General features: G+C 35.7%; 13 protein-coding genes. 2 read left to right on the forward strand and 11 right to left on the reverse strand.

Features of this window, described 5'->3' with window-relative positions; genetic code table 11:
* Nucleotides 1-12: 12 nt before the first annotated feature.
* The 7 genes from ABZP37_RS15685 to ABZP37_RS15715 all read right to left on the reverse strand — a co-directional run bounded on the left by ABZP37_RS15685 (nucleotide 13) and on the right by ABZP37_RS15715 (nucleotide 14,287).
* Nucleotides 13-1,491, reverse strand: coding sequence for a sulfatase (locus tag ABZP37_RS15685; RefSeq protein ID WP_366184037.1), 1,479 nt, complete (start codon nucleotides 1,489-1,491; stop codon nucleotides 13-15).
* A gap of 724 nt (nucleotides 1,492-2,215) precedes the next feature.
* Nucleotides 2,216-3,487: a sulfatase gene (locus tag ABZP37_RS15690; protein ID WP_366184038.1), complete on the reverse strand. Its 1,272-nt coding sequence runs from the start codon at nucleotides 3,485-3,487 to the stop codon at nucleotides 2,216-2,218.
* Between the two features lie 146 nt (nucleotides 3,488-3,633).
* Nucleotides 3,634-5,169, reverse strand: coding sequence for an alpha-L-fucosidase (locus ABZP37_RS15695; protein WP_366184039.1), 1,536 nt, complete (start codon nucleotides 5,167-5,169; stop codon nucleotides 3,634-3,636).
* Between the two features lie 68 nt (nucleotides 5,170-5,237).
* Nucleotides 5,238-6,530 carry a family 43 glycosylhydrolase gene (locus tag ABZP37_RS15700; protein ID WP_366184040.1) on the reverse strand — a complete coding sequence of 431 codons (1,293 nt, stop codon included), beginning with the start codon at nucleotides 6,528-6,530 and terminating at the stop codon, nucleotides 5,238-5,240.
* A 19-nt stretch (nucleotides 6,531-6,549) separates the two neighbouring features.
* Entirely contained in the window at nucleotides 6,550-8,544 is a 1,995-nt protein-coding gene (locus ABZP37_RS15705; protein ID WP_366184041.1) for a right-handed parallel beta-helix repeat-containing protein, read from the reverse strand.
* A gap of 29 nt (nucleotides 8,545-8,573) precedes the next feature.
* A complete protein-coding gene (locus tag ABZP37_RS15710) occupies nucleotides 8,574-11,423 on the reverse strand; it encodes a glycoside hydrolase family 2 TIM barrel-domain containing protein (protein WP_366184042.1) in 2,850 nt (949 codons plus the stop codon).
* A 26-nt stretch (nucleotides 11,424-11,449) separates the two neighbouring features.
* On the reverse strand, nucleotides 11,450-14,287 hold the full coding sequence (locus tag ABZP37_RS15715; RefSeq protein ID WP_366184043.1) for a glycoside hydrolase family 2 TIM barrel-domain containing protein: 2,838 nt from the start codon (nucleotides 14,285-14,287) through the stop codon (nucleotides 11,450-11,452).
* 187 nt (nucleotides 14,288-14,474) lie between these two features.
* Between ABZP37_RS15715 and ABZP37_RS15720 the strand changes: the two genes are divergently transcribed.
* On the forward strand, nucleotides 14,475-15,629 hold the full coding sequence (locus tag ABZP37_RS15720; protein WP_366184044.1) for a hypothetical protein: 1,155 nt from the start codon (nucleotides 14,475-14,477) through the stop codon (nucleotides 15,627-15,629).
* 36 nt (nucleotides 15,630-15,665) lie between these two features.
* Here the strand turns inward: ABZP37_RS15720 and ABZP37_RS15725 are convergent, their stop codons facing one another.
* Nucleotides 15,666-18,227, reverse strand: coding sequence for a glycoside hydrolase family 3 C-terminal domain-containing protein (locus tag ABZP37_RS15725; protein WP_366184045.1), 2,562 nt, complete (start codon nucleotides 18,225-18,227; stop codon nucleotides 15,666-15,668).
* Nucleotides 18,228-18,556: 329 nt separating this feature from the next.
* On the opposite strand from ABZP37_RS15725, the gene ABZP37_RS15730 reads away from it, so the two are divergent.
* Nucleotides 18,557-19,732, forward strand: a complete 1,176-nt coding sequence (locus ABZP37_RS15730) for a hypothetical protein (protein WP_366184046.1) — start codon at nucleotides 18,557-18,559, stop codon at nucleotides 19,730-19,732.
* A gap of 60 nt (nucleotides 19,733-19,792) precedes the next feature.
* Here ABZP37_RS15730 and ABZP37_RS15735 read toward each other — a convergent pair whose 3' ends face one another.
* The 3 genes from ABZP37_RS15735 to ABZP37_RS15745 are packed head-to-tail and all read right to left on the reverse strand — an operon-like array spanning nucleotide 19,793 to nucleotide 24,566.
* Nucleotides 19,793-21,367 carry a sulfatase-like hydrolase/transferase gene (locus ABZP37_RS15735; protein ID WP_366184047.1) on the reverse strand — a complete coding sequence of 525 codons (1,575 nt, stop codon included), beginning with the start codon at nucleotides 21,365-21,367 and terminating at the stop codon, nucleotides 19,793-19,795.
* 20 nt (nucleotides 21,368-21,387) lie between these two features.
* Nucleotides 21,388-23,145, reverse strand: coding sequence for a T9SS type A sorting domain-containing protein (locus ABZP37_RS15740; protein WP_366184048.1), 1,758 nt, complete (start codon nucleotides 23,143-23,145; stop codon nucleotides 21,388-21,390).
* Between the two features lie 47 nt (nucleotides 23,146-23,192).
* The gene (locus tag ABZP37_RS15745; RefSeq protein ID WP_366184049.1) at nucleotides 23,193-24,566 is read right to left on the reverse strand and encodes a hypothetical protein; all 1,374 of its coding nucleotides are present in this window, start codon (nucleotides 24,564-24,566) and stop codon (nucleotides 23,193-23,195) included.
* Nucleotides 24,567-24,576 lie beyond the last annotated feature (10 nt).

Raw genomic sequence — 24,576 nt, forward strand, 5'->3', positions numbered from 1 at the left:
TGTGTTTATTTTTTAAAGATGTACTCCTGTTCCTTGAAAACTATTGTCGTGGTCACCCCACATAATAATCCAAGGATCTTGCGTATTCTTTTGAAATTCTCTAAGTCTCGATTTCATGTCATTCAAAACAGGTAGAAATTTACTATCAGTAGCCAAATTGACACTCTCATTTGGATCTTTTTTCAAGTCGAATAATTCAAATTGTGGGTGGTGCAAAAAGTCTTGAATTTTACGTTTTCCATAAAACTGCGCTTTGTTTCTGTACACCGCTTGCCAAGTAGAAGAATCCCATAAATCAGATGCAAATGGATATTCTAACGGATAGGCAATATTCCAAATCAATTTGTAATCTCCCTTACGCACCACACGCATTGGGTAATACATGGTGATTTCATGAAAGGTATGTGAGGCATTAATTTCGTCCCAACCTTTTGGATTTTCTTCGCCAATAATTCTCTCAAAAGAATGACCATGGAACTTGTTTTTTCCTGCGTCTACTCCAGCCATTTTTAAAATCGTTGGCGTCATATCTACCCACGAAATCATCGCATTATTTACAGAACCTTTTTTAGATTCGAAGGGATCTTTGATGATACAAGGCAATTTAATTCCGGGTTCGTAAACCGTAGTTTTAGCACCTGGAAATGCCATTCCGTTGTCAGATATATAGATTACAATCGTGTTTTTGTCCTTTCCAGTTTCTTTCAACATGGCCATTAATTTTCCAAAACCTTGATCAATTCTAGAAATACTTTGGTAGTACTGCGCAATTTCCTCTCTACTTTGTTGGGTATCGGGCATAAAATCGGGTACTAAAACGTCTTTAGGATCGTAAACTATTGTTTTTACACCTGGGTAACCATCGGCTTTATTTCCAAAACTGTTTGGTGTTTTCCAATCTACAGGACGAAAAGGTCCACCACGGTGAGGATCATCTGTACAGAAATACAAGAAAAAGGGTTTGTCTGAATTTAAAACGTCTTTACATTTTTCAGCCATTTCGAAAGTACTTCGAGGATCAGCTTCTAACACCGTTTGAAAATGATAAACTGATTCTGGAGCTACATGGTATTTACCAATTCTAGCGGTTGTATATCCTGCTTTTTCTAATAAAACTGGTAATGATTTGATGGTATCATAGGTACTAAAGTGATGGTAATCATGCACGTGACCATAAGAACCCGTAGCGTGACCAAATTTACCTGATAACAAAACCGAACGACTGGCCGCACAACTCGCACTGGTACAATAAGCATTAGTAAAACGAGTTCCTTCAGCCGCCAATTGGTCTAAGTTTGGGGTTTTTATCACGGGATTACCGTAACAACCCAAAGCATCAGCACCGTGATCATCGGCTACGAAAAGGATGATATTGGGTTTACTGGATGATGTGTCTTCTTTATTTTCTTTCTTATCCGCACAAGACGTCACTACTAGCGCCGTACATGCGAGTAGAATAGCAAAACGAAGGATGTTGATTTGATTTTTCATTATAATTATCTTTTATTATTTTCGACTTATAATAAAAAGAGAACGCAAGCTACATTAAAACGCACCTACTTTTCTCTTCATATTTACCCAAGATTAGGCTGTATTTAACTTTTAATTATTTTTATACCTGATATCTATTAAATACCAAGCATTGCATTACTATTTCGCATTACAAATGTAAAGTAATATTACACCAAAGTATTCTTTGTGAGTTTATCTACTGTCTCTGTGAGTAAAAAAGAGCAACATTTAAGAGTGTTTTCGATAAATTTCAATAAAAAAAGTGATCTTACTTAATTTATTTTAATAAAAGCATCACTGTGCTTTTTTTATAAAAACAAAATAGGCTAGTAAAAAACTAGCCTATTCACTCAATATAAAATCGACAAATTAATTAATTAATTAATTATGGCTAAAATCAACTTTTCATAAGCTATATTATTGTACAACTACAGTTATTAACGCAGCGTCTTTGAAAAGCAATTGGACCTAGATCTTTTTTGAAGTGATACTTTAATCGTATAAACAATCCTTCTCCTTAAGCCTATTTATATTGCAAAAGATATTTCCAAACTACTTAATTTGAGTTAGATACCCATTGTTCTGCTTTTTTAGCAAAGGCAATAATTCAGCTATAATTTTGGGACTTTCCTCTGCTATGTTTACAGTTTCATGAGGGTCCTTTAGATGATCATACAACATCATTTTTTGCTTTTTGCCGTCATTAAATTGCTAAGCGATACCTATCTGTACGCATACTAACAACATCTTTCCAATAACTAAGTACTTCTGTTCGAGTTTCATTTTTTGGATTGTCAAGAATAGGAGCAAAGCTGGTGCCATCTAGTCCTTTGGGTTTTTGAATTCCTGTTAATTCGCATAGGGTAGGATAAATATCTACCGAAGCAATTAGACTATTTGACGGAATTCCTGCTTTTTTCATCTGAGGTGTTTTGACAATCATGGCGCTATTTAATGCATTTTCGAAAGCACTATGTTTTCCCCAAATAGTTTGATCTCCCAAATGCCAACCGTGATCTCCCCAAACTACGACAATCGTATTTTTGTCCAGTCCCAATTCTTTTAGTTTATCCATCACTTTGCCCACTTGTGCATCTACAAAAGAAACTGCAGCGTGATTGGCATGAATAATTTGTTTGGCGTAAGCATCTGAAATGCGTTTACGAGCACCTCCTTTTTCGGGAGAATAATACTGTCCAAAAAATTCTTCACTATTGTGTAAAAACTCATCAGCTACATTTTTTGGAGCATCGGGATTGGGTGACAAATTCATTTTCGATCTATCATACAAATCCCAGTATTTTTTTGGAGCAGAAAAGGGCAAATGTGGCCTAAGGAAACCTACTGCCATAAAAAATGGTTGTTTGGCATTGGCTCTTTTTTCTAATTCTTTTACTGCAAATTGTGCTACTCTACCATCAGGATATACCTCGTCGGCAACGTCCAACATTTCAAAAGGGGGTGTTTTCTTTGCGTCTCGATGCTCGCCACCAGCATACATTTGAAAAGCATCTGGATTAGTGACAAAATCATTCCAACTATGAGGTAATTCTAATTCTTTGCCTCTTCTTCCGCTGATACTATGGCTGATTTTTCCCATTCCCACCGTATAATACCCATTCCTTTTTAGATGATGAATAAAAGTTTCTGGATTGTCTGTCTCTGGTTTTCCTGCTAATCTATTTCCTAAAAGAGGGTGTGAAATTTCATCACTCGAAGTTAAATTTTTTCCGGTTAACATTACCATTCTCGATGGTCCACAAGTTGGGACTTGTGCATAATGCCTCTTGAACAATCTGCCTTGTGCTGCGATGGCATCCAAATTGGGAGTGATCATATCTGCAACACCGTAAGCATGTAGTTCGGATCTTAAATCATCTATTGAAATAAATAGAATATTAGGTTGCTTATGCTGTGCATTTAAAGTTATGATATTGGCAAATAACAACATCATTATAAATCTACTTGATTTCATTCGTTTGTTTTTATAAATTAGTGAATACCCATTTAGGATTCTAAAATAAATCTTAATGGGTATTCTAACTTTCCAAAACTACAGAATCAAATCAAATTGTTGTCCTACAAATGTCCTTGATTAGAGATCATATGAGTTTTTTTGTTTTATTCTAATTCAAATTTAAACACAGTTGCCAAGTCATTCATTGGAGTATCTGGCATAGTCAGGAAAAAACTTTCGGTGGTTAGTTCCCATTGCACTTTGGCATTCGATCCTAATAATTTTACATTTTTTATTGGAGAAGCTGGAATATTACGATGATGTCCTCCAATAGCTCTCATATCAATTTTTTTCCCTTTTTGAGGTTTCCCTAAAAAGAATACATACATGGCTTTTTTATCTTTTGAAATGGTAAATCGTACATCGTCTTCGGTATAATTTACAGTAGCAGATTGTCCTCCATGATGCCCATCACCAGCACTTGCGGTTCCGTAACCAAAAATAGTGTGTGGGTGAGTTCCGTAAACCGCTTCACCGTGTACTTTCATCCAATCGCCAATTTGTTTTAAAATAGTTCTTTGTTCTTGATTGATAACGCCATCAGCACGTGGTGAAACATTCAACAATACAATTCCGTTTTTACTCCAAACATCAATCATATTTCGAATAACCAAATCTGCCGTTTTATAAGGATGCCCTTCTACATACATCCATTTACTTTCTCCAATAGTAATATCAGTCATCCAAGGAGATGGCCAAGAATCTCTTCTTCCTCCTTGTTCGTAATCCAACACGCTATATTCAAGCGGTAAATCTTCTTGTTTATGCGCCAACATTACCTCTTTATTGTTCTTGATACCATTATTAAAATGATGCGCTGCCATTTCCATTCTTTCTTTTTCTGGAATCAAATTCAACCAGGAGTCGTACCATAAAATATCGGGACTGTATTTATCAACAACTTCATTTACTTGGTCTAACCAATATTTGTTAAACTCTTCAATAGTTTCAAAATTACCAAACAATTTACGTAGCAACGGATCTTTGGTCGCCGTTGGTAGGTCTGGATGATAGGGATAATGGCTGTTGTAACCCGTCTTCCAATTTTCAGGAATATTGGCATTACGCTGACCATTTCGAGCATGATGAAAAGTGGCAATCGTTTTCATGTCACGCTTTTTTAAAGCTGCAAAAAGTTCTCCCAAAATATCCCTTTTGGGGCCCATATCTTTGGCATTCCAAGGATTTATTTTGCTATCCCACATGGCAAATCCATCGTGGTGTTGCGCTACTGGACCCGCAAATTTTGCGCCAGTAGATTGAAATAATTCTGCCCATTCCTCTGGATCAAAATGCTCTGCTTTGAACATCGGGATAAATTCCTCATATCCAAATTCATTAATTTTTCCAAATTTTTCTTCGTGAAATTTTTGATCTCTTGAACCTTCGATATACATATTTCTAGGATACCAAGCGCTTCCAAAAGCGGGAACGCTGTAAGGTCCCCAATGAAAATAAATCCCCAATTTGGCGTCTGCAAACCATTCTGGCGCCGACCCATGTTTGGAAAGGGATTCGGAATTGGGTTTGTATTTTTCTACTTTCTTAGAAGCAATGGCACTCCCTGATTTACAAGCTGAAAACAACAGCGCTAATCCTATTGTAGTACAAGCGAGCGTTCTATTTCTATATATTTTCATGATTTAAATTTTATTTTTTATCGAATTCTTTTAGAAATGGGTAAGTGTTTTTTCCTAATTCTGTAAAGCTAGTTTTTTAAATTATCCGTTTGTTGTTGGATGCGTTCCAGCTGTTTTTCACTTAATTTATGGGTATAATGAAATTCTGGACTATAATTATAATGATGTTCTTTCATTTGTTGATCGTCTATAGTTTGACTTAAATCACAATCAAAACGAGCTAGAATTGTATGGTTCCAATCGCCTCCAGCATTAATAAAATGTGAAATCCCCCAAGTAATTCCTTGTCCGTTTTTGGTATCTGTAAAAGCATCAGGTACAAATGGCCCTGCTGCGACTGGAAGTAATTCTGTGATAGAAGCGATTTCAAAATTGACCCAGTCTTTTGCGTATTGAATGGTATTGTGTTCCATTCCGTCTTTAATAATTAAGGCCGCTACGCCTTCTTTATACGGGAACAAAGTGGTTTCGTGACCCGAATTCAATACTGGATTTAGTGGATGTTTTGTAAACGGCCCCAATGGATTATCGGCAATTGCCAAACCTTGCATTCTTATTTTTGAAGGATTCAATTCTGGTTTTTTATCGAAATCTCCTTTATAGTACAAATAAATCTTCCCATCATGTACAAGAGGATACGGATCATGGATAGAATATTGGTCCCACGAACCTTCAGGTCCATTAGGAATAACTACTTTGTTTGCCGAAGTCCAAGGTCCATCGGGAGAATCAGCATAAGAAACCGCCACAGGACAAAAATCACCTCGTAAACCGCTAGCTTCCATAAATGCTTGGTAATACAAATAATATTTTCCTTTGAACTTCAAAATGTCTGATGTAGTTACCGAGCGCCAACCCGCTTGAGGTTTTGGAGGACGCGCTACTGCAATCCCTTGTTCTTCCCAAGTAAATCCGTCCTTGCTAGTGGCATACCAAATATCCGCCAAATCCCAATCGGAAGATGGAATAACGTCTGTAGCTTCTTTAGCTCTCGACATTCCAACTGCTTTTACTGCTGTCTTGCGACCTGTATACCAAACGTAATACTTACCATTTTCGAAAATAACTTTGGATGGGTCACGTCGTGTAATCGTTCCGTCTCCGCCATTATAATCAAACCCTTTTAATTCGGTGTATTTAAATTGTGTGTACAATTCATTTTGTTCTGGCCGAATGGCTTCGTATGCGTCATAATTACGCGCTACTGCTGCACTCAAAGGGCGATTGGGTTTTTCTTTAGGAATAAAATATGGGAATTCTTCGGTTGTAACTTGCGATTTTTCTTTCCCGTTTTTTTCCTGTGCTTGGATTTGCCCTATATATAGAACGAAACCAATTGCTACTAAAAATATATTTTTCATCTGTTTTTCAAATTACTTTTTATCTTTTCGATTTAGCCTTATTAATAAATTCTAACTTTTCATAGTCATTTCCTGGAATCCACGCAAAACCTTCGGGAGTCCAATCTACACCAGCAGTCCATGCTTTTCCGCCAAATTCATAGGCACCCAAATCTGGTGCAGCTCCTATAAATCCGTCCGTTATTTTTTTGATTTTATTGGCTTTATCAATTATTGGAGAATCTTTTAAAGGCATAAAAAGAGTATTCTTTTCGATCGAAAATGGCAAAGTAGAAAACTGAACATTGTTTTTGAAATCATTGTCTGCTTCTGTTCCTTCAAACTCTTTTTCGTCTACTCTATATTTAGTTCCATCACCAGAATGCCACCAAGGACGTACATCTGAAATATTGTTGTACAAGGTATTTTCTGCTACATTGGTTTGGACACCGTCTCTTTTTGGTACCCAACTATCAATAAGGGCTTGTTCTGCATGACCTACATTCCAAAAAGTATTGTTGTAAATTTCATTTTTAACGGCATTCCAATTCAAATGCAAACCACCCCATTCTATATCCCAAACTACATTGTGGTGCACAATATATCCCGCTGCATTGTTGTCAAGATAAATACCCACTGCTTTTTTACCCGCATGTTTTGCGCCATACGCATCATGAAACCAGTTGTGATGTACTTCCACATTTACAGGAATACTTCTTCCGGTGACATAAAACAATCCTCCATCGGCTCCCGAAATCAAACATTTTTGAACGTGATTATACCCAAACTCACTATCATCACCCGTAACTTTCACTCCATCACGAGCGGAACCATAGAAGGAATTTTTTAAAATTTTATTTCTTGCACCACTACTATTCAGCAGTTGCGCATGAATACCAATAGTATTGAAATATTGAATGATATTATTTTCGATTCTGTTATCCTCAGCATCTTTACTTACTATAATACCGTTCACAGTCCCACTTTCTAAAACACATTTTTCAATGGTGTTATTAGACCCATTTAAGATTTGAATGGCGGCGTCACTTAATGCTGCACCGCTTAAATTGGTAATCAATTTATCAGATCCGTGTTTGACCATGCAGTTGGTTATTTCATTATGATTTCCTTTGATGGTAATCATTCCTCCAAAAAAATTAAGCTTATTAAAATGAATGTAATCTCTGGTAATTTCGGACGTATTTACACGAGCAGTAACTTCTACCAAGTCATTATTTGGATTTTTACCTTCGGGAGCATACAAGTAAAGTTCTTTTTTTTGAGTGTCATAATACCATTCTTTTGGTGCATCAAGCGCTTCTAATTTATTCATTAGATAAAAAATACCTCGATGACCATTCTCTGTACGCGTCGGGCTATGGGTGTCTCCAAAAGGCCATCTATCTGGCAATGTTTCAAAATGAATTCGATTCAAATCTTTTTCATAGTTGGTAATGGTACGTTCCCAACTGCAACCGCTATGCGCACCTAGGTAATGAATAGTTCCGCCAGTCCAATCGATATTCGGAATTTCGTTATTAGAAATATAAGACATAGAATACGTCCCTTTGGTCATATCGATGTATTTGGCATCCAACGTATATTCATCATTGTCAGTGTCATTTGGCCAACGAGCCAATTGCATTTTTTTCGAATTAAAAAAGACATTATTCCCGTCTCCTAATCCTAAATTGACACCCGATTTTTTATAAATATTTCCAGAATATTTTTCCCAACCCGAAACTTGATCGGTTGCCGAAACAATGACAATATCATTTTCGAAAGAGGTAAACAAAATTGGTTTGGATGCAGTACCTGAATTCTTCGGTACAATATTTTCACGATAAGTGCCTTTGTGAATGTAGCAAACATCTCCTTTGACCATAATTGCAGCTGCCTGAGATATGGTTTTGAAAGGATTTGATACGGAACCATTTCCAAGAGATTTATTGGTACAATCTACATGGTATTCTTTTGCAGTAACATTAAATGCTATTGCAAAAAGCAGGAACAAAAATTGATAGTTTTTTTTCATTTTAGAAATTATAAAGGTTGGTTGGAAAGTTAAAATTCAAAAGTTAAATCTATAATTATAGGCTCGTCATCATTACCGAAAATATTTTCGGGATTTCCTTGCGGACCTGTTCTCTCTGCTTCTTGGAATTTGGTACCTATAGCAGGAATATTTTTTACAAACGATATATCTCCCACAGGAAAATCTTTGACTGTTGCTCCTTTTTGTGGGTCTACTGGTTGTTTTGGTGTCAACATTCGTAAAAAAGTTGCATCAGATTTGCAATAAACCGTAAAACCATTGTTGTTGTTTCCTTTTAGTTTCATCCAATATAAACTAGAGAAGAATCCTTTGAATTCAGGATATACAAAACCCGATTCACCCGTAACGGTATTGTTATAGTCGTTTTCCCAAACGTTGAATTTAGTTCCTTTCATCCTGTTTCGCCAAACTCGGTAAGGACCATCACCCAACCATTTCATGCCGTTGACTTCTTGTTCAGGAAAAGAAAATGAAATACCCATATAACCCGTTACTTTCTTCTGACTTCTCATTTCGACTTTCAAATCAACCAAACCATTCGGGTGTATTGTCCACTTTATATAATCTTGCGTCGTTTCGGTATTTTCATCCCATTTATAGTACTTTTTATTCTTTTTAAACAAAGCGATAACTTCTGTTTTAGTATCAGACTTTTTCACAAAAACCGTATCGATTTTCCCTTTATGACCTAAAATAATTGGCCCTTCGTTTAACGGAATTAGCTTTCCATTAGCAATCACTTCTTGCAATAAACCGGTAGTTTTAGAAAATTTAAAAGTCTTATTATTAGCAGTTACCAGAATCTGTTCGTTTTTAATTTCAGAAGAAACGATTCCTTTAATTTCTGCAATACTTCTTTCTGAATTTAATTTTTCAGGCGTTTTTACAGGATACGACCAGGTGAATAGTTCCTTTCCGTGTGGATCTGTCGCTGTTAAATAAAGTGCATCAGCCGATTTCCAATTTTGTGGTTTTTCTACTGAGAAAGTACCTTTTTCGTTAGGTTCTAGATTTGGTAATTTTACATTACTTTGTGACAATACTTTAAATTCAATTTTTTCATTTGGACCATTAAACTGCACCCATTTAGCCGTCATCACACATTCGTTAAGATTGGTAAAGTGGTACCTGTTTTCCACCTGAAAAATCCCTGAAAAATCATCTCGTATAAAACGGTCTGCAATTGCTATTGGCGACCAAACTTCTTTAATGGTGAAGTAACTACCTTCTTTTTCTCCATAAGGACCTACAATTCCGTCGGGTGCGTGATTTCCATCAAAATCAATTTCGTTATTTTTGTCGGTTCGAATGACTCCTTCATCTGCAAAATCCCATAAAAAACCTCCAGCTGCCAATGGCATATTCCACATTTGTTTCCAATAATCATCCAAACCAGCTCCGTGACCGCCATCATATAAACCGTGTAAAAACTCCGTTGGAAAATAAATTTTGTCCTTTGCAGGGCCATCATAAGCAAAAACATGATAGTTAGGATAGTGCATCGTATTTGTTTTTCTGAAGATATTCCAAGGATGTATTACCTCTCTTTTTTGAATGTCCCATTTTGCAAAATCATTGTCTAATGCTGTGTTCCAACCGGTTTCATTTCCATTTGCCCACAATACAATCGAAGGATGATTTACATCTCGAACTAGCATTTCTTTGATGATTTTTTGTCCTACTTTCGTATCCAAATAGGGGGTATGCCAAGTACACATTTCATCAATTACAAACAAACCTAGCGAATCACAGACCTGCAAGAAGTGTTTGTCTGGCGGATAATGCGACATACGAACCGCGTTCATATTCATATCCTTCATCATTTTAACGTGCTCAATACTCAACTCTTTTGAAGTGGTTCTACCCGAAGTTGGATAAAAAGAATGTCTGTTTACGCCTTTGAATTTTATCTGTTTTCCATTCACATAAATTCCGTCACTTTCACGGACTTCGATTGTTCGAAAGCCAATTTTTTCAATTTTAGTATGTAAGGTAGCTCCATTTTTATCTAACAAACTCATTTGAAGTTGGTACATCCTTGGTTTCTCTGGATTCCACGATTTTATGTTAACTGCTTTAGTTGAAATAGTCCAATTACCATTCTCTTTTTTGAAATCAGTAATGGTCAAATCTTGCAGTTTTTTTCCTGAAATATCAGCAAGAACAACACTTACTTTCTCTGCCTTTTTCGAAGAAATTACCAGCGCTGTCTTTATTTCACCATTTGCTTTTGCATCAATAGCCACTCTTTCAATATGGTCTTTTGGTAGTACTTCAAGAGAAACGGGCCTGAAAATTCCACCAAAAATCCAAAAATCTGCATCTCGTTCAGCAGCGTTAATTGATTTATTGGCAGAGACTTTATTCACTTTTACTTCCAAAAGATTTTCCGCACCATATTTTACCAAATTGGTAATCGAATATTTGAATTCATAAAAAGCTCCTTGATGAATTTCGCCCGCCAGTTTGCCATTTATTTTCACTTCGGCATCAGTCATTACACCTTCAAAAACGATTTTAAGCTCTTTGTTTTTCCATTCCTTCGGAACCAAAAATTGGTGTTTATACAATCCGTATTCATCATGTATTTTTCGGTCTGTATCTCTTTTGTCGTGTCCATAGTTATAGGCTCCAAAACCTTGTAATTCCCAACAAGAGGGAACGCCTATTTTTGCCCATTTACCACTTTGCATTCCATCCGAACAATAAAAATCCCATAGTACCATATCGTCTTTACCCGTTCCAGACAGGTATTTTATGGTTGTTTGTGTATTTTCAGCAGTTTGTTGTGCCTTCGCATTCGAGAAAAAAAGCAAACTAACGAAACAGCTAATTGCAAAAATTTTATATATTTTCATATTTTAGTTTTCTTAAATGTTGGGAATTAAAATTCAAAAGTCAGGTCGATAGTAATAGGCTCATCATCATTACCGAAAAAATGTTCCGAGTTTCCGTGTGGCCCCATCGTATCTGGATCTTGAAACTTTGTACCAATTCCCGGAATATTTTTTACGAATGAAATATCACCTACGGGGAATTTAGGACTCAATCTTCCATTTTTATCTTCCTGCGGTTTATCTGGAGTTAGCATTCGTAAATAAGTGTGCGTCGAATGACAATAGACCGTAAAACCATTATCGTCTTTCCCTTTTAATTTTGTCCAGTAGACACTAGAGAAAAATCCTTTAAATTCAGGATATACAAAACCAGATTCTCCAGTTATGGTATTATTATAATCATTTTCCCAAACCTGAAATTTAGTTCCTTTCATGCGGTTTCGCCACACACGATAAGGACCATCGCCAAGCCATTTCATTCCTGCGACTTCTTTTTCTGGAAACGAAAATGTAATTCCTCTATACTCTTTTAAGTTTCTAAAACCTTTAAATTCCACTTTTACATCCAGTAATCCATTGGAATGCACGGTCCATTTAATGATGTCTTTGCCATATTCTTTAATGGTTGACCAAGATGGGGATTTGACTGCTTTTTCAAAAGTGACTGTAATTTCTACTTTATCTTTTAGATTTTGAACCGTAACATTTTCTATTTTGTCTTTTTGACTTAAAATAATTGGACCATTGTTTAGCGGAATAACCTTAGAACCTTTCATTACTTTTTGAAGTAAGCCAGTCGTTTCAGAGAAAACATAGGTCATTTTATTAGCCACAACTTTTATCGAATTATCTTTAGTTTCGGACAATAAATTTCCACCAACTGCATAATCAATTAAAGGCGAATTCAGCTGTTTTGGTGTTGAAACAGGATAAGTCCAAGTAAAAATTTCTTTACCGTAAGGGTCTGTTGCGGTCAAATGTAGTGCGTCTGCCGATTTCCAATTTTGAGGTAGTTCAACCGTAAACTTCCCTTTTTCAGCTGGATTTAGACTTGGCATTTTTACAATTCCTTCTGCCATTACTTTTGGTCTTGATTTTCCTTCTGGCCCATCAAATTTCAACCACTTTGCAGTCATTTTACATTGGTCCAAATTGGTGTAGTGGTACCTGTTTTCTAATCTAAAAACGCCATTAAAATCATTGGTAATAAATCTATCTTCGATATAAATTGGCGACCAAATCTCTTTAATTGTAAAATAACTCGCTTCTTTTTCGCCATAAGGGCCTACAATTCCGTCAGCGGCTTTATTTCCTTGCAAATCAATTTCGTTATTTCTATCTGTTCTTTCGATTCCTTCATCTGCAAAATCCCAAAGAAATCCTCCTGCGCTTAAGGGAGTATTCCACATTAGATTCCAATAATCATCCAAACCAGCTCCATGTCCGCCATCGTATAACCCGTGTAGAAATTCGGTTGGAAACAAAATTTTCTCCATCGAATAGGAATCGTTTACCAAAGAATGGTAAGGGCTGTAATGAATCGTATTTGTTTTTTTGAAGATGCTCCAAGGGTGAATAACCTCACGTTTTTGAATATCCCATTTTGTATAGTCATCATCAACTTCTGTGTTCCAACCTTGCTCATTACCATTTGCCCAAAGTAAAATGGACGGGTGATTTACATCACGAACGACAGTCTCTTTTACTAGTTTACGGGCTACTTTTGTGTCCAATATTGGGTTGTGCCAAGTACAAACTTCATCAATAACAAACAATCCCAAAGAGTCACATACTTCTAGAAAATGAACATCTGGCGGATAATGAGACATACGCACCGCATTCATATTCATATCTTTCATCATTTTTACATCATCAATACTAATCTTTTTTGAAGTGGTACGTCCCGAAGAAGGATGAAACGAGTGGCGATTGACACCTTTAAATTTAATTCGCTCGCCATTTACATAAATACCATCCCCTTCAACAATTTTTACCGTTCTAAAACCAATTCGTTTGCTTACAGCATGTAGAACTTGTTTCTTATTATTAAGGATTTCAATATTTAAAGTGTATAAATTGGGGAACTCTGGATTCCAAGTTTTTATCCCGTTGGCCTTGGTTGTCACCGTCCATTTGTCTTTTGATTGCGTTGCTTTTTCAACCTTTAAATCTTGAATTTTTTTTCCATTACTATCCGATAAGAACATTTGAACTGAACTAGCTTTTTGAGAGGTAGTAAAAAGATCGGCAGCAATAGTTCCGTCTGCTTTTGCATCAATAGCCACACGTTCTATGTTATCTTTTGGAAAAACTTGCAAGTACACAGGTCTGTATATTCCACCAAAAACCCAAAAATCAGCTTCACGTTCTGCAAAATTGATGGATGCATTAGCCGATACTTTGTTTACTTTTACTTCCAAGACATTGTCTTTTCCATATTTTAATAATTTGCTAATAGCATATTTAAATTCATAGAAGGCACCTTGGTGAATTTCTCCAGCTAACTTTCCATTGATTTTAACTTCGGCATCGGTCATTACGCCTTCAAATACGATTTGTACCTCTTTATTATTCCAGTCTTTCGGAACTTTAAAGGTGTGTTTGTACAAGCCAAATTCCTTTGCTCTTTTATCTGAATCGTCACTACCATAATTATAGGTTCCAAATCCTTTTTGCTCCCAACAAGATGGTACTCCAATTGACGTCCATTTGCCACTTTTTCTTCCATCTGAACAAAAGAAATCCCAATCTACTAAATGATCTTTATCGGTACCTGATAAATAATGAATCTCAGTTTTTTGATTTTTAGAAATAGGTAGATTCTGAGCCAGTGATGCATAGCTATTCAGAATTAAAATTAGGAACAATGCTGTAAACTTTTGCATGTGGAGTTGGTTTTTGGTTAACTTTTAGAAGGGTTTAAATCGAAATAACTTCCAAATAAGAAATATTATTTATATATGAATACTTCAAATGTATCTAATTAATAATCTTTATGTAACTTTAACCACTCTTTAACAGTAGCTATAACGGTTAAAGTTGTAAATAAAACATTGAAATACAGTTATTTAAATGAAAGATACTAGCTTAACCAAAAACCAAAAGCAAGACCTTGTTAACCAAATAAAGCAAAGTAAAACCTTTAAAAATGCTCCTACAAGTAGTGCTTTACTACAGTATTTATTTGAGGCTACCGAAAATGAAACTTCACTTAAAGAAGCTACTATTGATATTGAGTTTTTTGGAGGTTCGCAAAACTCAGATAAAAACAATCCGCGTGTACGCGTGAATGTGTACAATTTGCGCAAGAAAATAGTAAGCTATTATGAGGATGAAGGCCGAGACGAAATCTATCATTTAATCATTGATAAAGGTCAATATCAAGTTCGATTTTATAAAAAAGAAACAGCGGTAAAACGTAAAATAAATTGGGCGGTGGCGATTCCTTATATAGGGTTGTTTCTTGCTCTTTTTATTTTAGTCCTAACAAAAATCCCAAATTCGAAACCTGATTTATGGAAATCTTTTTTGGACAATAACACGATTACAAATTTGTTTATTGGTGACCATTTTGGAATCACAGGCAATACAATAACAAACGGTAAAGGTTGGACTAGAGATTTCAATATAAATAGTCAAAAAGAATTTTATCAGCTTATTGATAAATATCCTAATTTAAAAAATGAAATTACACCCTCTGATTATTCGTATAGCACCAAAATGGGCGTTTTGGCAACCCAACAAATGGAGCGTTTTTATCGAAATTACGATCACGATTTTACCATCCGTTTTACCACCCAAAGTTCGATTGTAGAGATCAAGGAAGGGAACGCCATTTATGTGGGGCCAACGAAAAATAACAGCCCATTCATTCCGTTTTTTAATGAAGCGAATCCTTATTTCAAATTAAAAGAGGATGTTTTATACTTTTCCAGTCATCCTAGTTTGGAGAGCAAGCGGTTTGATTTGACTTCGCCCAAAGACACGGTAGAATATGCGATTGTTTCAAAATATCCCACAATAAACAACACGGAACATTTTGTGTTTTTCTCCCAACATGATATAGGTGTGAGTGCCACAGTGGAATATTTTACCAACCCTGAAAATATGGAGGCGTTTTCGAACCGTTACCTCAAAGGCAAAAAACACTTTACAGCTGTTTTTAAAGTCAAAGGTCAAAACCGCACCAACACTAATATAAAACTAGAAATGGCCGTACCTTTTTAAAGATACGACCATTTTTATTAGTTTATTTTACTACTATTATTTTCCTTTTGGATGAACACGGTAAGGCTTTGCATTTCCGGGAGGTATAATTTTGATGGATTCTATTTCCATTTCTGATGGCAGTATGAAGGCATTTAAAATTACTTCTTTACCGTACTCTGGTGGAATTGGAATTTTTATAGCCAAAGTTTGGAATTCAGTATTTTCTTTTTTCACTACGTAGGTATCAATTTCGTTTCCTAACATTGTTAACTTCAAAGTAGCTTCGTTTGTTTTTAATTTCATATTAACCTCAGCATCCCAAGTATTGACGTAAAAACCGGGATCTGTAAAAGTCATTTTAAATTCTATTCCGGAATCCTCTTTTTTAGATTTAGGATTTGCAGTTTGCAAGAAGCTTTTGTCGTCATAAATAGCATCCCAATTTTTGAATCTATTAGGGTCTTTTGCATTAAAATAGGCCGATTTATTGTCCACATTTACTTCTGGAACAACACCAGCTTTTACTTTTACTTTTCCTTTAGCTAAAATCTTTTCAGAAGAATTACCCACCATGATTTCAAATTTCCCATCGCTTACTTCAAAACGTTTGTTGTCTACATTGTAATAATTAAAGGCTGCATAGGGTACATTTAAAGTTACATTTTTAGTTTCTCCTGCTTTAAGATGGATTCTCTCAAATCCTTTTAAAGATTTTAATGGTGCTAGTTTATTTTTACTTAAATCTCTGATATACAGTTGTACAACTTCATCACCATCGATTTTTCCAGAATTGGTTACGCTTACAGTAACAGCAACGCTCTCATTGACAGCTAAAGTTGTTTTATCTAATTTTAGCTCTTTAATATCAAAAGACGTATAACTCAAACCATAACCAAATGGGTATAAAGGTTTGTTCTTGAAAAACATGTACGTACGTCCTTTTCTAAGATCGTAATCGTGTATGTTTGGCAAATCATTATCCGACTCATACCAAGTCGAGTTTAATTTTCCCCCCGGATTGTATTTTCCCCAAAGTACATTGGCAATTGCCGTTCCTTGCTCTTGACCGTTTGGCCACGCACAAATTATTCCGGGAACCTCTTTCTGAGAAGGACCAATCGTGGTAGCACCACTCGGAATCAAAATAACTACTGTATTTTTGTTTACTTTCAAAACGGCTTCAATCAATCTTTGTTGCGCACCAGGTAATGCCAAGGTTAAACGGTCTGTATTTTCGGTCGATGTTTTTTCGTCGTTTCCAACAAAAATTATAGCAACCTCAGATTTTTTGGCCGCTTCAACTGCTTCTTTGATTTTTGCTTCATCAAATGGTTCAATAATCCCACAACCTTCAGCATAATTAATTTGTGCAGTAGTGCTATTTTTTATTCCAGCCAATGGACTGATTTTACTTTTAGGAAATCCAGAATAAATTCCCAACCAAGCTTGGTTTGCAAATGGTCCTAAAACTGCAATTGATTTTACATCTTTTTTAAGGGGTAAAATATTGTCATTTTTTAATAAAACGATGGCTTGCTCTGCTGCTTTGAGTGCCAATTTTTTATGCGTGTCGCTTTCTAAAACAGATTGCGGTATTTTTGAATATGGATTTAGTTCTGGTTTATCAAAATCACCGGTTAAAAAACGAAGTCTCAAAAGTCGAGCAACCGATACATCAAGTTCAGCCTCTGTAAGTAAGCCTTGCTCAATTGCAGGTTTTAAATTTTGTATCATTAGTGATGCCTTAGGTCGAAAACATTCCTGATCGGTACCTGATTTAATAGCCAAAGCGGATGCCTCAGGAAATGATTTAACATATTTCTGATTGTTGAACATACCCGAAGCCGCATTCCAATCGGCCACTACATAGCCTTTAAAGCCCCATTCATTTCTTAAAACATCGGTTAATAACCATTTGCTTCCAGAACTAGGAACTCCATTCAACCCATTTAGTGCTGACATAATTCCACCAGCTTCTTCATCGGCAATACAAGTTTTATAGGCAGGCATATAGAATTCTCTCAAATCTTTTTCGCTGATATTAGATTGAATTCGCTCTCTGTTTTTCTCAACATTATTTGCAATAAAGTGTTTGACCGTAGTTACTGTTTTTAGGTATTTTTTGTCATTTCCTTGCATTCCTCTAATGTACATTCGAGCCATTTCGGACATTAAAAACGGATCTTCGCTATAACATTCTTCGTTGCGTCCCCATCTAGGATCTCTTCCTAAATTTACCGTTGGCGAAAACATCATCACTTCTTTTTGGCCATTATTTTTCAAGGCACGTGCTTCGTTTGAAATAGCGGTAGCCACATCAAACATCAAGTTTGGATTCCAAGTGGCACCCATGGCAATGTTTTGCGGAAAAGACGTGCAATTCCATGCAATAACACCGTGCAATGCTTCGCCATACCATATATAAGCAGGGATGCCCAATCGGTCTATAGCGGGAATATCAGAACTGCATTGACTAATTTTTTCTTCGAGAGTCATTTTGGATAATAAATCTTTGACTCTATCTTCAGTAGGAGCATTTGGATTTTTCCAAGTTTGCGCATTGCTTCCAGCAGAAAAGAGGAAAAGCGCAACAATAATTTTGCTTAGTTGATTCATAATTTATTTATGTGATTTTTTGATTGGTTTGTAATCTAGTCCGTTTAATTTGAAAGTTATTGCCTTTTAGCTACAACGCTAAATTGTAAACTGATTAGACTATAATAGTTGAAATTCATGGTTGGTATGTTTTAGTTATTACACTACAAGGATAGTCGTTCCATTTTGAATGAATATCATAAAACAACTCAAAAACTGTTGCAATCACTGTAACTTTAACCGTTAAAATGATAGCTTAAATCACTAATAAACACAGTGTTAATTCAAGTAACTACAGACTTTAAATTGTAGGCTTCCATTCTTTCTAAAAAAGCCTTATTTTTGACCTTATGATGTCCGAAAAAGAAAAAATAGCGATACAAGATGCCTTAGAGAAAATAGGAAAACATTCTTTGTTTGCTAATTCTTCCGTGTACACAAGGCTATTGAATTATTTGGTCGAAAAAGCACTTATTAATGAAGATGTTAAAGAGTTTACAATCGGTTTGGACCTTTTTTCTAAAAATTATAGTCTTGACAAAAATGATGGTACGGTTCGCTCGTATGTATATAATTTGCGAAAAAAATTAGATGAATTTTATTCGAAAGAAGGAGCTGATGAATCCATTATTTTTAAAATAAACAAAGGACAGTACAATTTAAATTTCATTAGTCAAGAAACATTTTCGAAACAAAAAAAAACAACTAAAGCTACCGTTACCATTCCGCTTCAATACCTCAAAGTTATCGGACTTGCAATAATTATAATTGGAATAATAATAGGAGCAGGATTTTATTTCGCTAATAAACCTGCCTCTCTTTGGGAGCTTTATTTTGACTCGACTGCAAAAAATTTAGTAGTAGTTTCGGATCAATATGTAGTGCATGAAAAACTGAGTGACGGTAGGGTTCATGGTGTAATTTACGCCAATATCAATAACGGAAATGAGTTTGTTGATTACACAACTACAACACCTATCAATAACCTACAAATGACGGATTATACTTTGATGTCCAAAATGGCACCTTATTGTATTAAATCTATTGCAGACTGGTTTTCGAATTATAACAGCGATTTTGATCTAAAGCTAGAAAGCGAGCTCAATTATGATGATATTACTCAAAACAACATCTTGTTTATTGGACAGTTTAAAACAATGAACATGTCTAAGACCTTCTTTTTGAAAGACAGTAAAGCTTTCAAAATATTTAATGATGGTTTTGAATATAGCACCAACGGAAAGACCATTTTGTATGATACACAACAAGATAAAAGCAGCAAAAAAGAATATGCTATGGTTTCGTGTATTAGTTTGAGCAAAGGAAAAACGGCTCTGTATTTTGTGTCCAATAATGATATTGGTGTGATGGCTACGGTCAAGCAATTTACAGACAAAGAATATTTAGATGATTTTCAAAAACAGTTGGGAAATAAGGCCAACTATTTTAACGCCTTGTTTGAAGTTAGTGGATTACAACGTACCGATGTAAGTTGCAAAATGGTAGCGCTAGAAGTGATTAAGTAAACCTAGAAATGGGCCGTACCTTTTGATGATACGACCATTTTTTATAACTATAATACTACCCTACTTTCTAGCAATTATCTCGTCCAATTTTTCAGCAACCCCTTTGTTGTTGTCCTTTTGATTTTTCATGTACCCTTTTAAGGCAATGGCTAATTTCTTGGCCACATCGCTGTATTTCGGGTCGTTGATAAAATTGGTTCTTTCATTTGGATCTGCTTGAATATCTAGCAACCACGGCACTTCTTTCTGAGTAGCTAATAGTTTGTATTGGCTCGTAACCGCCCCGTAGAAACCTAATTTCACAAAAGTTACATCCGTCCAATTGGTTGGTTTTTCATTTAATAAAGGCACCAAATCTCTACCTTCGACTTTTGGACAATCGACTCCTAATAAATCTAAGAAAGTTGGCATCCAGTCGGTAGTATTTCCTGCTTCATTTACCACTTTTCCTCTCGGAACAACTGGTGCTTTACCTTCGCTGCCTTGTGCGATGATAAACGGAATCTTGGATGATGCTTCGTGAAAAGTTCCTTTGTTTACGCGACCATGTTCTCCTAATAAATCCCCGTGATCGGAAGAGAACATGATAATTGTATTTTCGAAAACACCATCGTCTTTTAGTTTTTGAACAATACGTCCCACATTATCATCAATCAATTTCACCATTCCAAGGTATTGCTCGATTTCGCCTTTTAGTTTTGCTTGATTTTTGGTCTTTGCATCTGGTTTTTGCCATGACGGAAAATCAGGGTTTTCTTTTTCTACATATGCCATTTTGTAAGTAGCTGGCAATTGTGTAACTGTTCCCTTGTACATAGTATCATAGGGCGCACGCACAACGTCAGGCGTGTGTGGATCGGGAATACTTACCACCAAATAGAATGGTTTATTTTTATTAGTATCAATAAATTCCAAAGCTCTGTCGGTCAAAAAATCGGTGGTGTGTTTGACGTTTTTAGACTTATTATCTTGAAATAAAGGTTGACCGTATTTATCATTTCCAATTAAAGTTACGTTTTTGCTTGCGAAATACGGATTGCCGTTGGCATCAATTCCTTTGTACTTATCGTGTCCGCCATTGAACATAAACTTTTTATCTTGAAATCCGTAGGTATCGTTGGGTGCTCCTACTGGAAACGGTGACCACCATTCGTCATGGTCTTTGTCCCCTGATTCATCACGACTCTCGGCCAAATGCCATTTACCCGCATAACCTGTCCTATAGCCCGCTTTGGATAAAACGTCTGCAATGGTAGTTACCTCTGGCTTTAGGTATTTCCCATCTCCGTTTTTGTTCGAATTATTCGGTATACCCAAGGTCACAGGATAAAGCCCCGTAAACATCGAGCTACGCGACGCCGAGCAAACGGGCGCACTACAATACATTCGATTAAAAATAGTTCCGTTTTTGGCCAAAGCATCCAAGTTTGGTGTTTCGGCATAAGCTTTTTCGCCCCATAACAACGCTTGGTCTTTCCCTAATTGTTCTCTATAAGCACCCAAGGTTCTAAAGTTGTGTTCATCGGTAATAATCCAAATTAAGTTGGGCTTTTTATTGGATTGGGCTTGAGTTTTAATGTTTGGCAACGAAATAGCCGTTGCCAGCAGTATTAGTTCAAAAAGATTAATTTTCATGTGGTTTGGTTGCGTTAAGCTTATTCTATTATTAGTTTTTTTACTGTTTTTTGTCCTTCTAATGCAATGGAAACAAAATAGATTCCAGCACTCAAGTCGGAAACATTAATTTTGGATTCCAACGCATTACTTTGTACCGACTTCAATAAAGCCCCTAGAGTATTATAAATATTTATTTCACTATTAATTGGTGCCGTCACAGTCACTGAAGTTGAGGCAGGATTTGGAACTACCGAAATATTTTTATCTGAATTAAAATTTTCTGTTGATAAGTTCGAACAGTTATAGTTAAAACCAAAACTAAAATCATCTCCAAAAAGCATAGAAGGATATCCTTCAGCACTATGTAAATTTACGCTACATGTTGCAATAGGATCTGTAAAACCTATTCCGCTAATATTGGTCATTTTTAAATAGAATTTCCCACCCAATGGATCCTCCCTAGTTCCAGTTGCGAGAATAGTTCCGTTTTCGAACTGTTGCTGTTGGGTCACATTATTAACAGAACGATGGCCTATAACAGCAATTGAAGGACCAATTTTTAACTTGGGATCATTATCATAAAGTGGTAAACTATTCAAAGGGCTTTGATCTCTATAAGATTGGGGATAAAACTGAAAATCACTTTCTAATTGCGCTGTATTACTTTTATAAGTGGCTACCACATCATCAATTGTGATGTCTTTGTAGTACCCTTTTACATAATTGGGATCACTATCTAACAAATTAGATCCAATATCAGCATCCAAGAATCCAGTAGGGGCATATACTGCAAAGGCAGAACCTATTGAACGAATGTTTTTTGCCACTACTCTACCGTTAATTCTAGTATGCGGCTGGAACAATATTGCATTTCTCCCATCTTCTGATGTTATTGCTTCTGCATAAATATCATTTATAACACCTAAATTTTGGTCAATATTTGCTGGTAAAAGTGCAATTGTAGCACCAGATTCTAATCGTAAAGTAGAGCCACCTACTGCTCTCATATTTTTAAACGAAATATTTCTACAAGATTGTGCTTGGACTAAGCCATAACCTGGATGAGCATTCAAAATTTCCAAATCTTTCAATTCGCCATTAAGTGGTGACCAACTCACACCCGTTGGAATATCATGCATGGCTGGACTACCATCAGAATTAAAAACTTGAGTTCCCGAATTAGTATAGAGTTCAATTGAATAATATCCATTAAAAGTTGGTGCGAATACTATTCCTGCTATTTTGGTTCCATTATCTACAATTGAGAAATTAGAAACCGAAAAATCTTGAACCTGTGAAATTCCAAAAGCCTTAAAATTCCCCGTTGCTCCATCGGCATTTATACTAACTTTCTCATTGACACCACAATTACTACAACCCACTTTTACGTTCGAAATGATGTTTGTACTCCCATCATCAATAATTCTACCAAGATTAAAAATGGTAACTGATAAACCTGTATTTCCATTTGAAAAAAAAGATTTTATGACTGCTCCTTTGTCAAATAATAAAAAAACATTCGATTTAAGATATACATTTTTAAACCTATAATCACCAGAATTCACATAAACGGTTCCTCCTCCTGAATTGGCTGAAACCTCATCAATTAGTGATTGAAGTGCACTTGTTCGATCACTTTCAACATTAGTACCTGGAGACAATGTTCTAGTAAAACCTGAAACTGTTCCTGTAAAAACGTATGGTACTAAAGGGGCTTGTGCCGAAACTACGGAGCAATTCCAAAGCAATAGAAACAACATCGTTGCTACTTGTGATTTAAAAAATTTATTTTTCATAATCTTTTTTATTATGTAAGGTGAATTCAAGTCAATAAATAATTCTTTTAAAATCCATTATTCTTTTTTCCTTGTTTCCCTTGTTTTTCTTTAGGTTCCCATTTTTTTTTCTTCTCCTTGACTTTCTCTAAGCAATCTTCACTTCTCTCAACTTTAGCTTTATCACAACCATTTACTCCCATATTTTTATAGGTATAATTTCCTGCCATCAAAAACTCAGAATTGGTTTTGGTGATTTTGCCAATATGGATCTCATAACAACCACCATCACTTCCATTTTTACAACCACTGGCCAGAGTCGCATTGGTTCGAATTACACCAATAGATCTACCTGGAGTACTTTCAAAATCTGGATTCTGACATTTGGTTTGTAATTCTATGCGCTCAGCACAATCAAAATAGATAAAATCTTTAGATTTTACTTGGGCTCCTTTCCCACCCGTAACAGTAATATCACCTATGTAAGAACGACTATCAAAAGTCCCTATATTATCTACTCCAGTTTCTTTTTTATCTTCGAATCCTGCTGCGATTTGCACTGCAAAAGAGGAATTGATTGCCGTTATTCCTTCTACATCAACACGACCTTGATCTACTCTGTGAGGAGAAACATTTACTGCCGCATCACCATTTTTAATTCTAATATTTCGTCCAACAATATCATCAACTGTTAATACATTCTCTTTACCGGTTTCACCACTTCCTGTCTCTACGCGCATGGTTACACCACCTACACCTTCAAGATTTTTACATAAAATAGATTTCCCTGCTTGTATTTGAATTACACCATATCCTACATGGCTATCAACCAATAAAATATTCTTTACTATACCTAGTCGCGCAACTTCGGTACGGTCTTTACTGTCTGGTAAATTCAACGCAATACAAGAGAAAGGCGTGTAAGAATCTGTGATTTTAAATCCTGAAAATTTAAAATTACGCACATTACAACCCGTGATAATTTTCATTCTATACTCTCCTTTTGGAAAATTGGCAGAAAACCAAGTTGCTTGATTTTCGCTGTCTTCATCAGTATTGGTAATGGCTACATTTTCTACTAAAAACTCTTTACCAACTTCGAAGATAGTACTGCTTACTTTTTTAGCATTTTTATCGAAATAAGGTTCAATCATCACGTCTTTATCGATTTTGATATGAATGTTTGATTTTAGTACTATATCAATCAAGTAATAGGTTCCTTTTTTAATCTGAATAATTCCACCGCCAGATTTGGACAAAGCAGTTATTTTAGAATTCAGCAATTCGCTATCTGTACCGTCTTTTCTCCCTGTCAATTTAAGTTCTGTTGTTTTATTCGGGATTTTATTGGTATAAAATCGACTTTCATTGTCTGTTAAACGATCTTGTGCTATTCCAACAAAAGCTGTTAAAAATAGTAGTATTAGTGTTAGATTTTTCATGTTTATTTTT

Origin of the sequence: Flavobacterium ovatum (assembly GCF_040703125.1) — a bacterium.
In the GTDB taxonomy this organism is placed as follows: domain Bacteria; phylum Bacteroidota; class Bacteroidia; order Flavobacteriales; family Flavobacteriaceae; genus Flavobacterium; species Flavobacterium ovatum.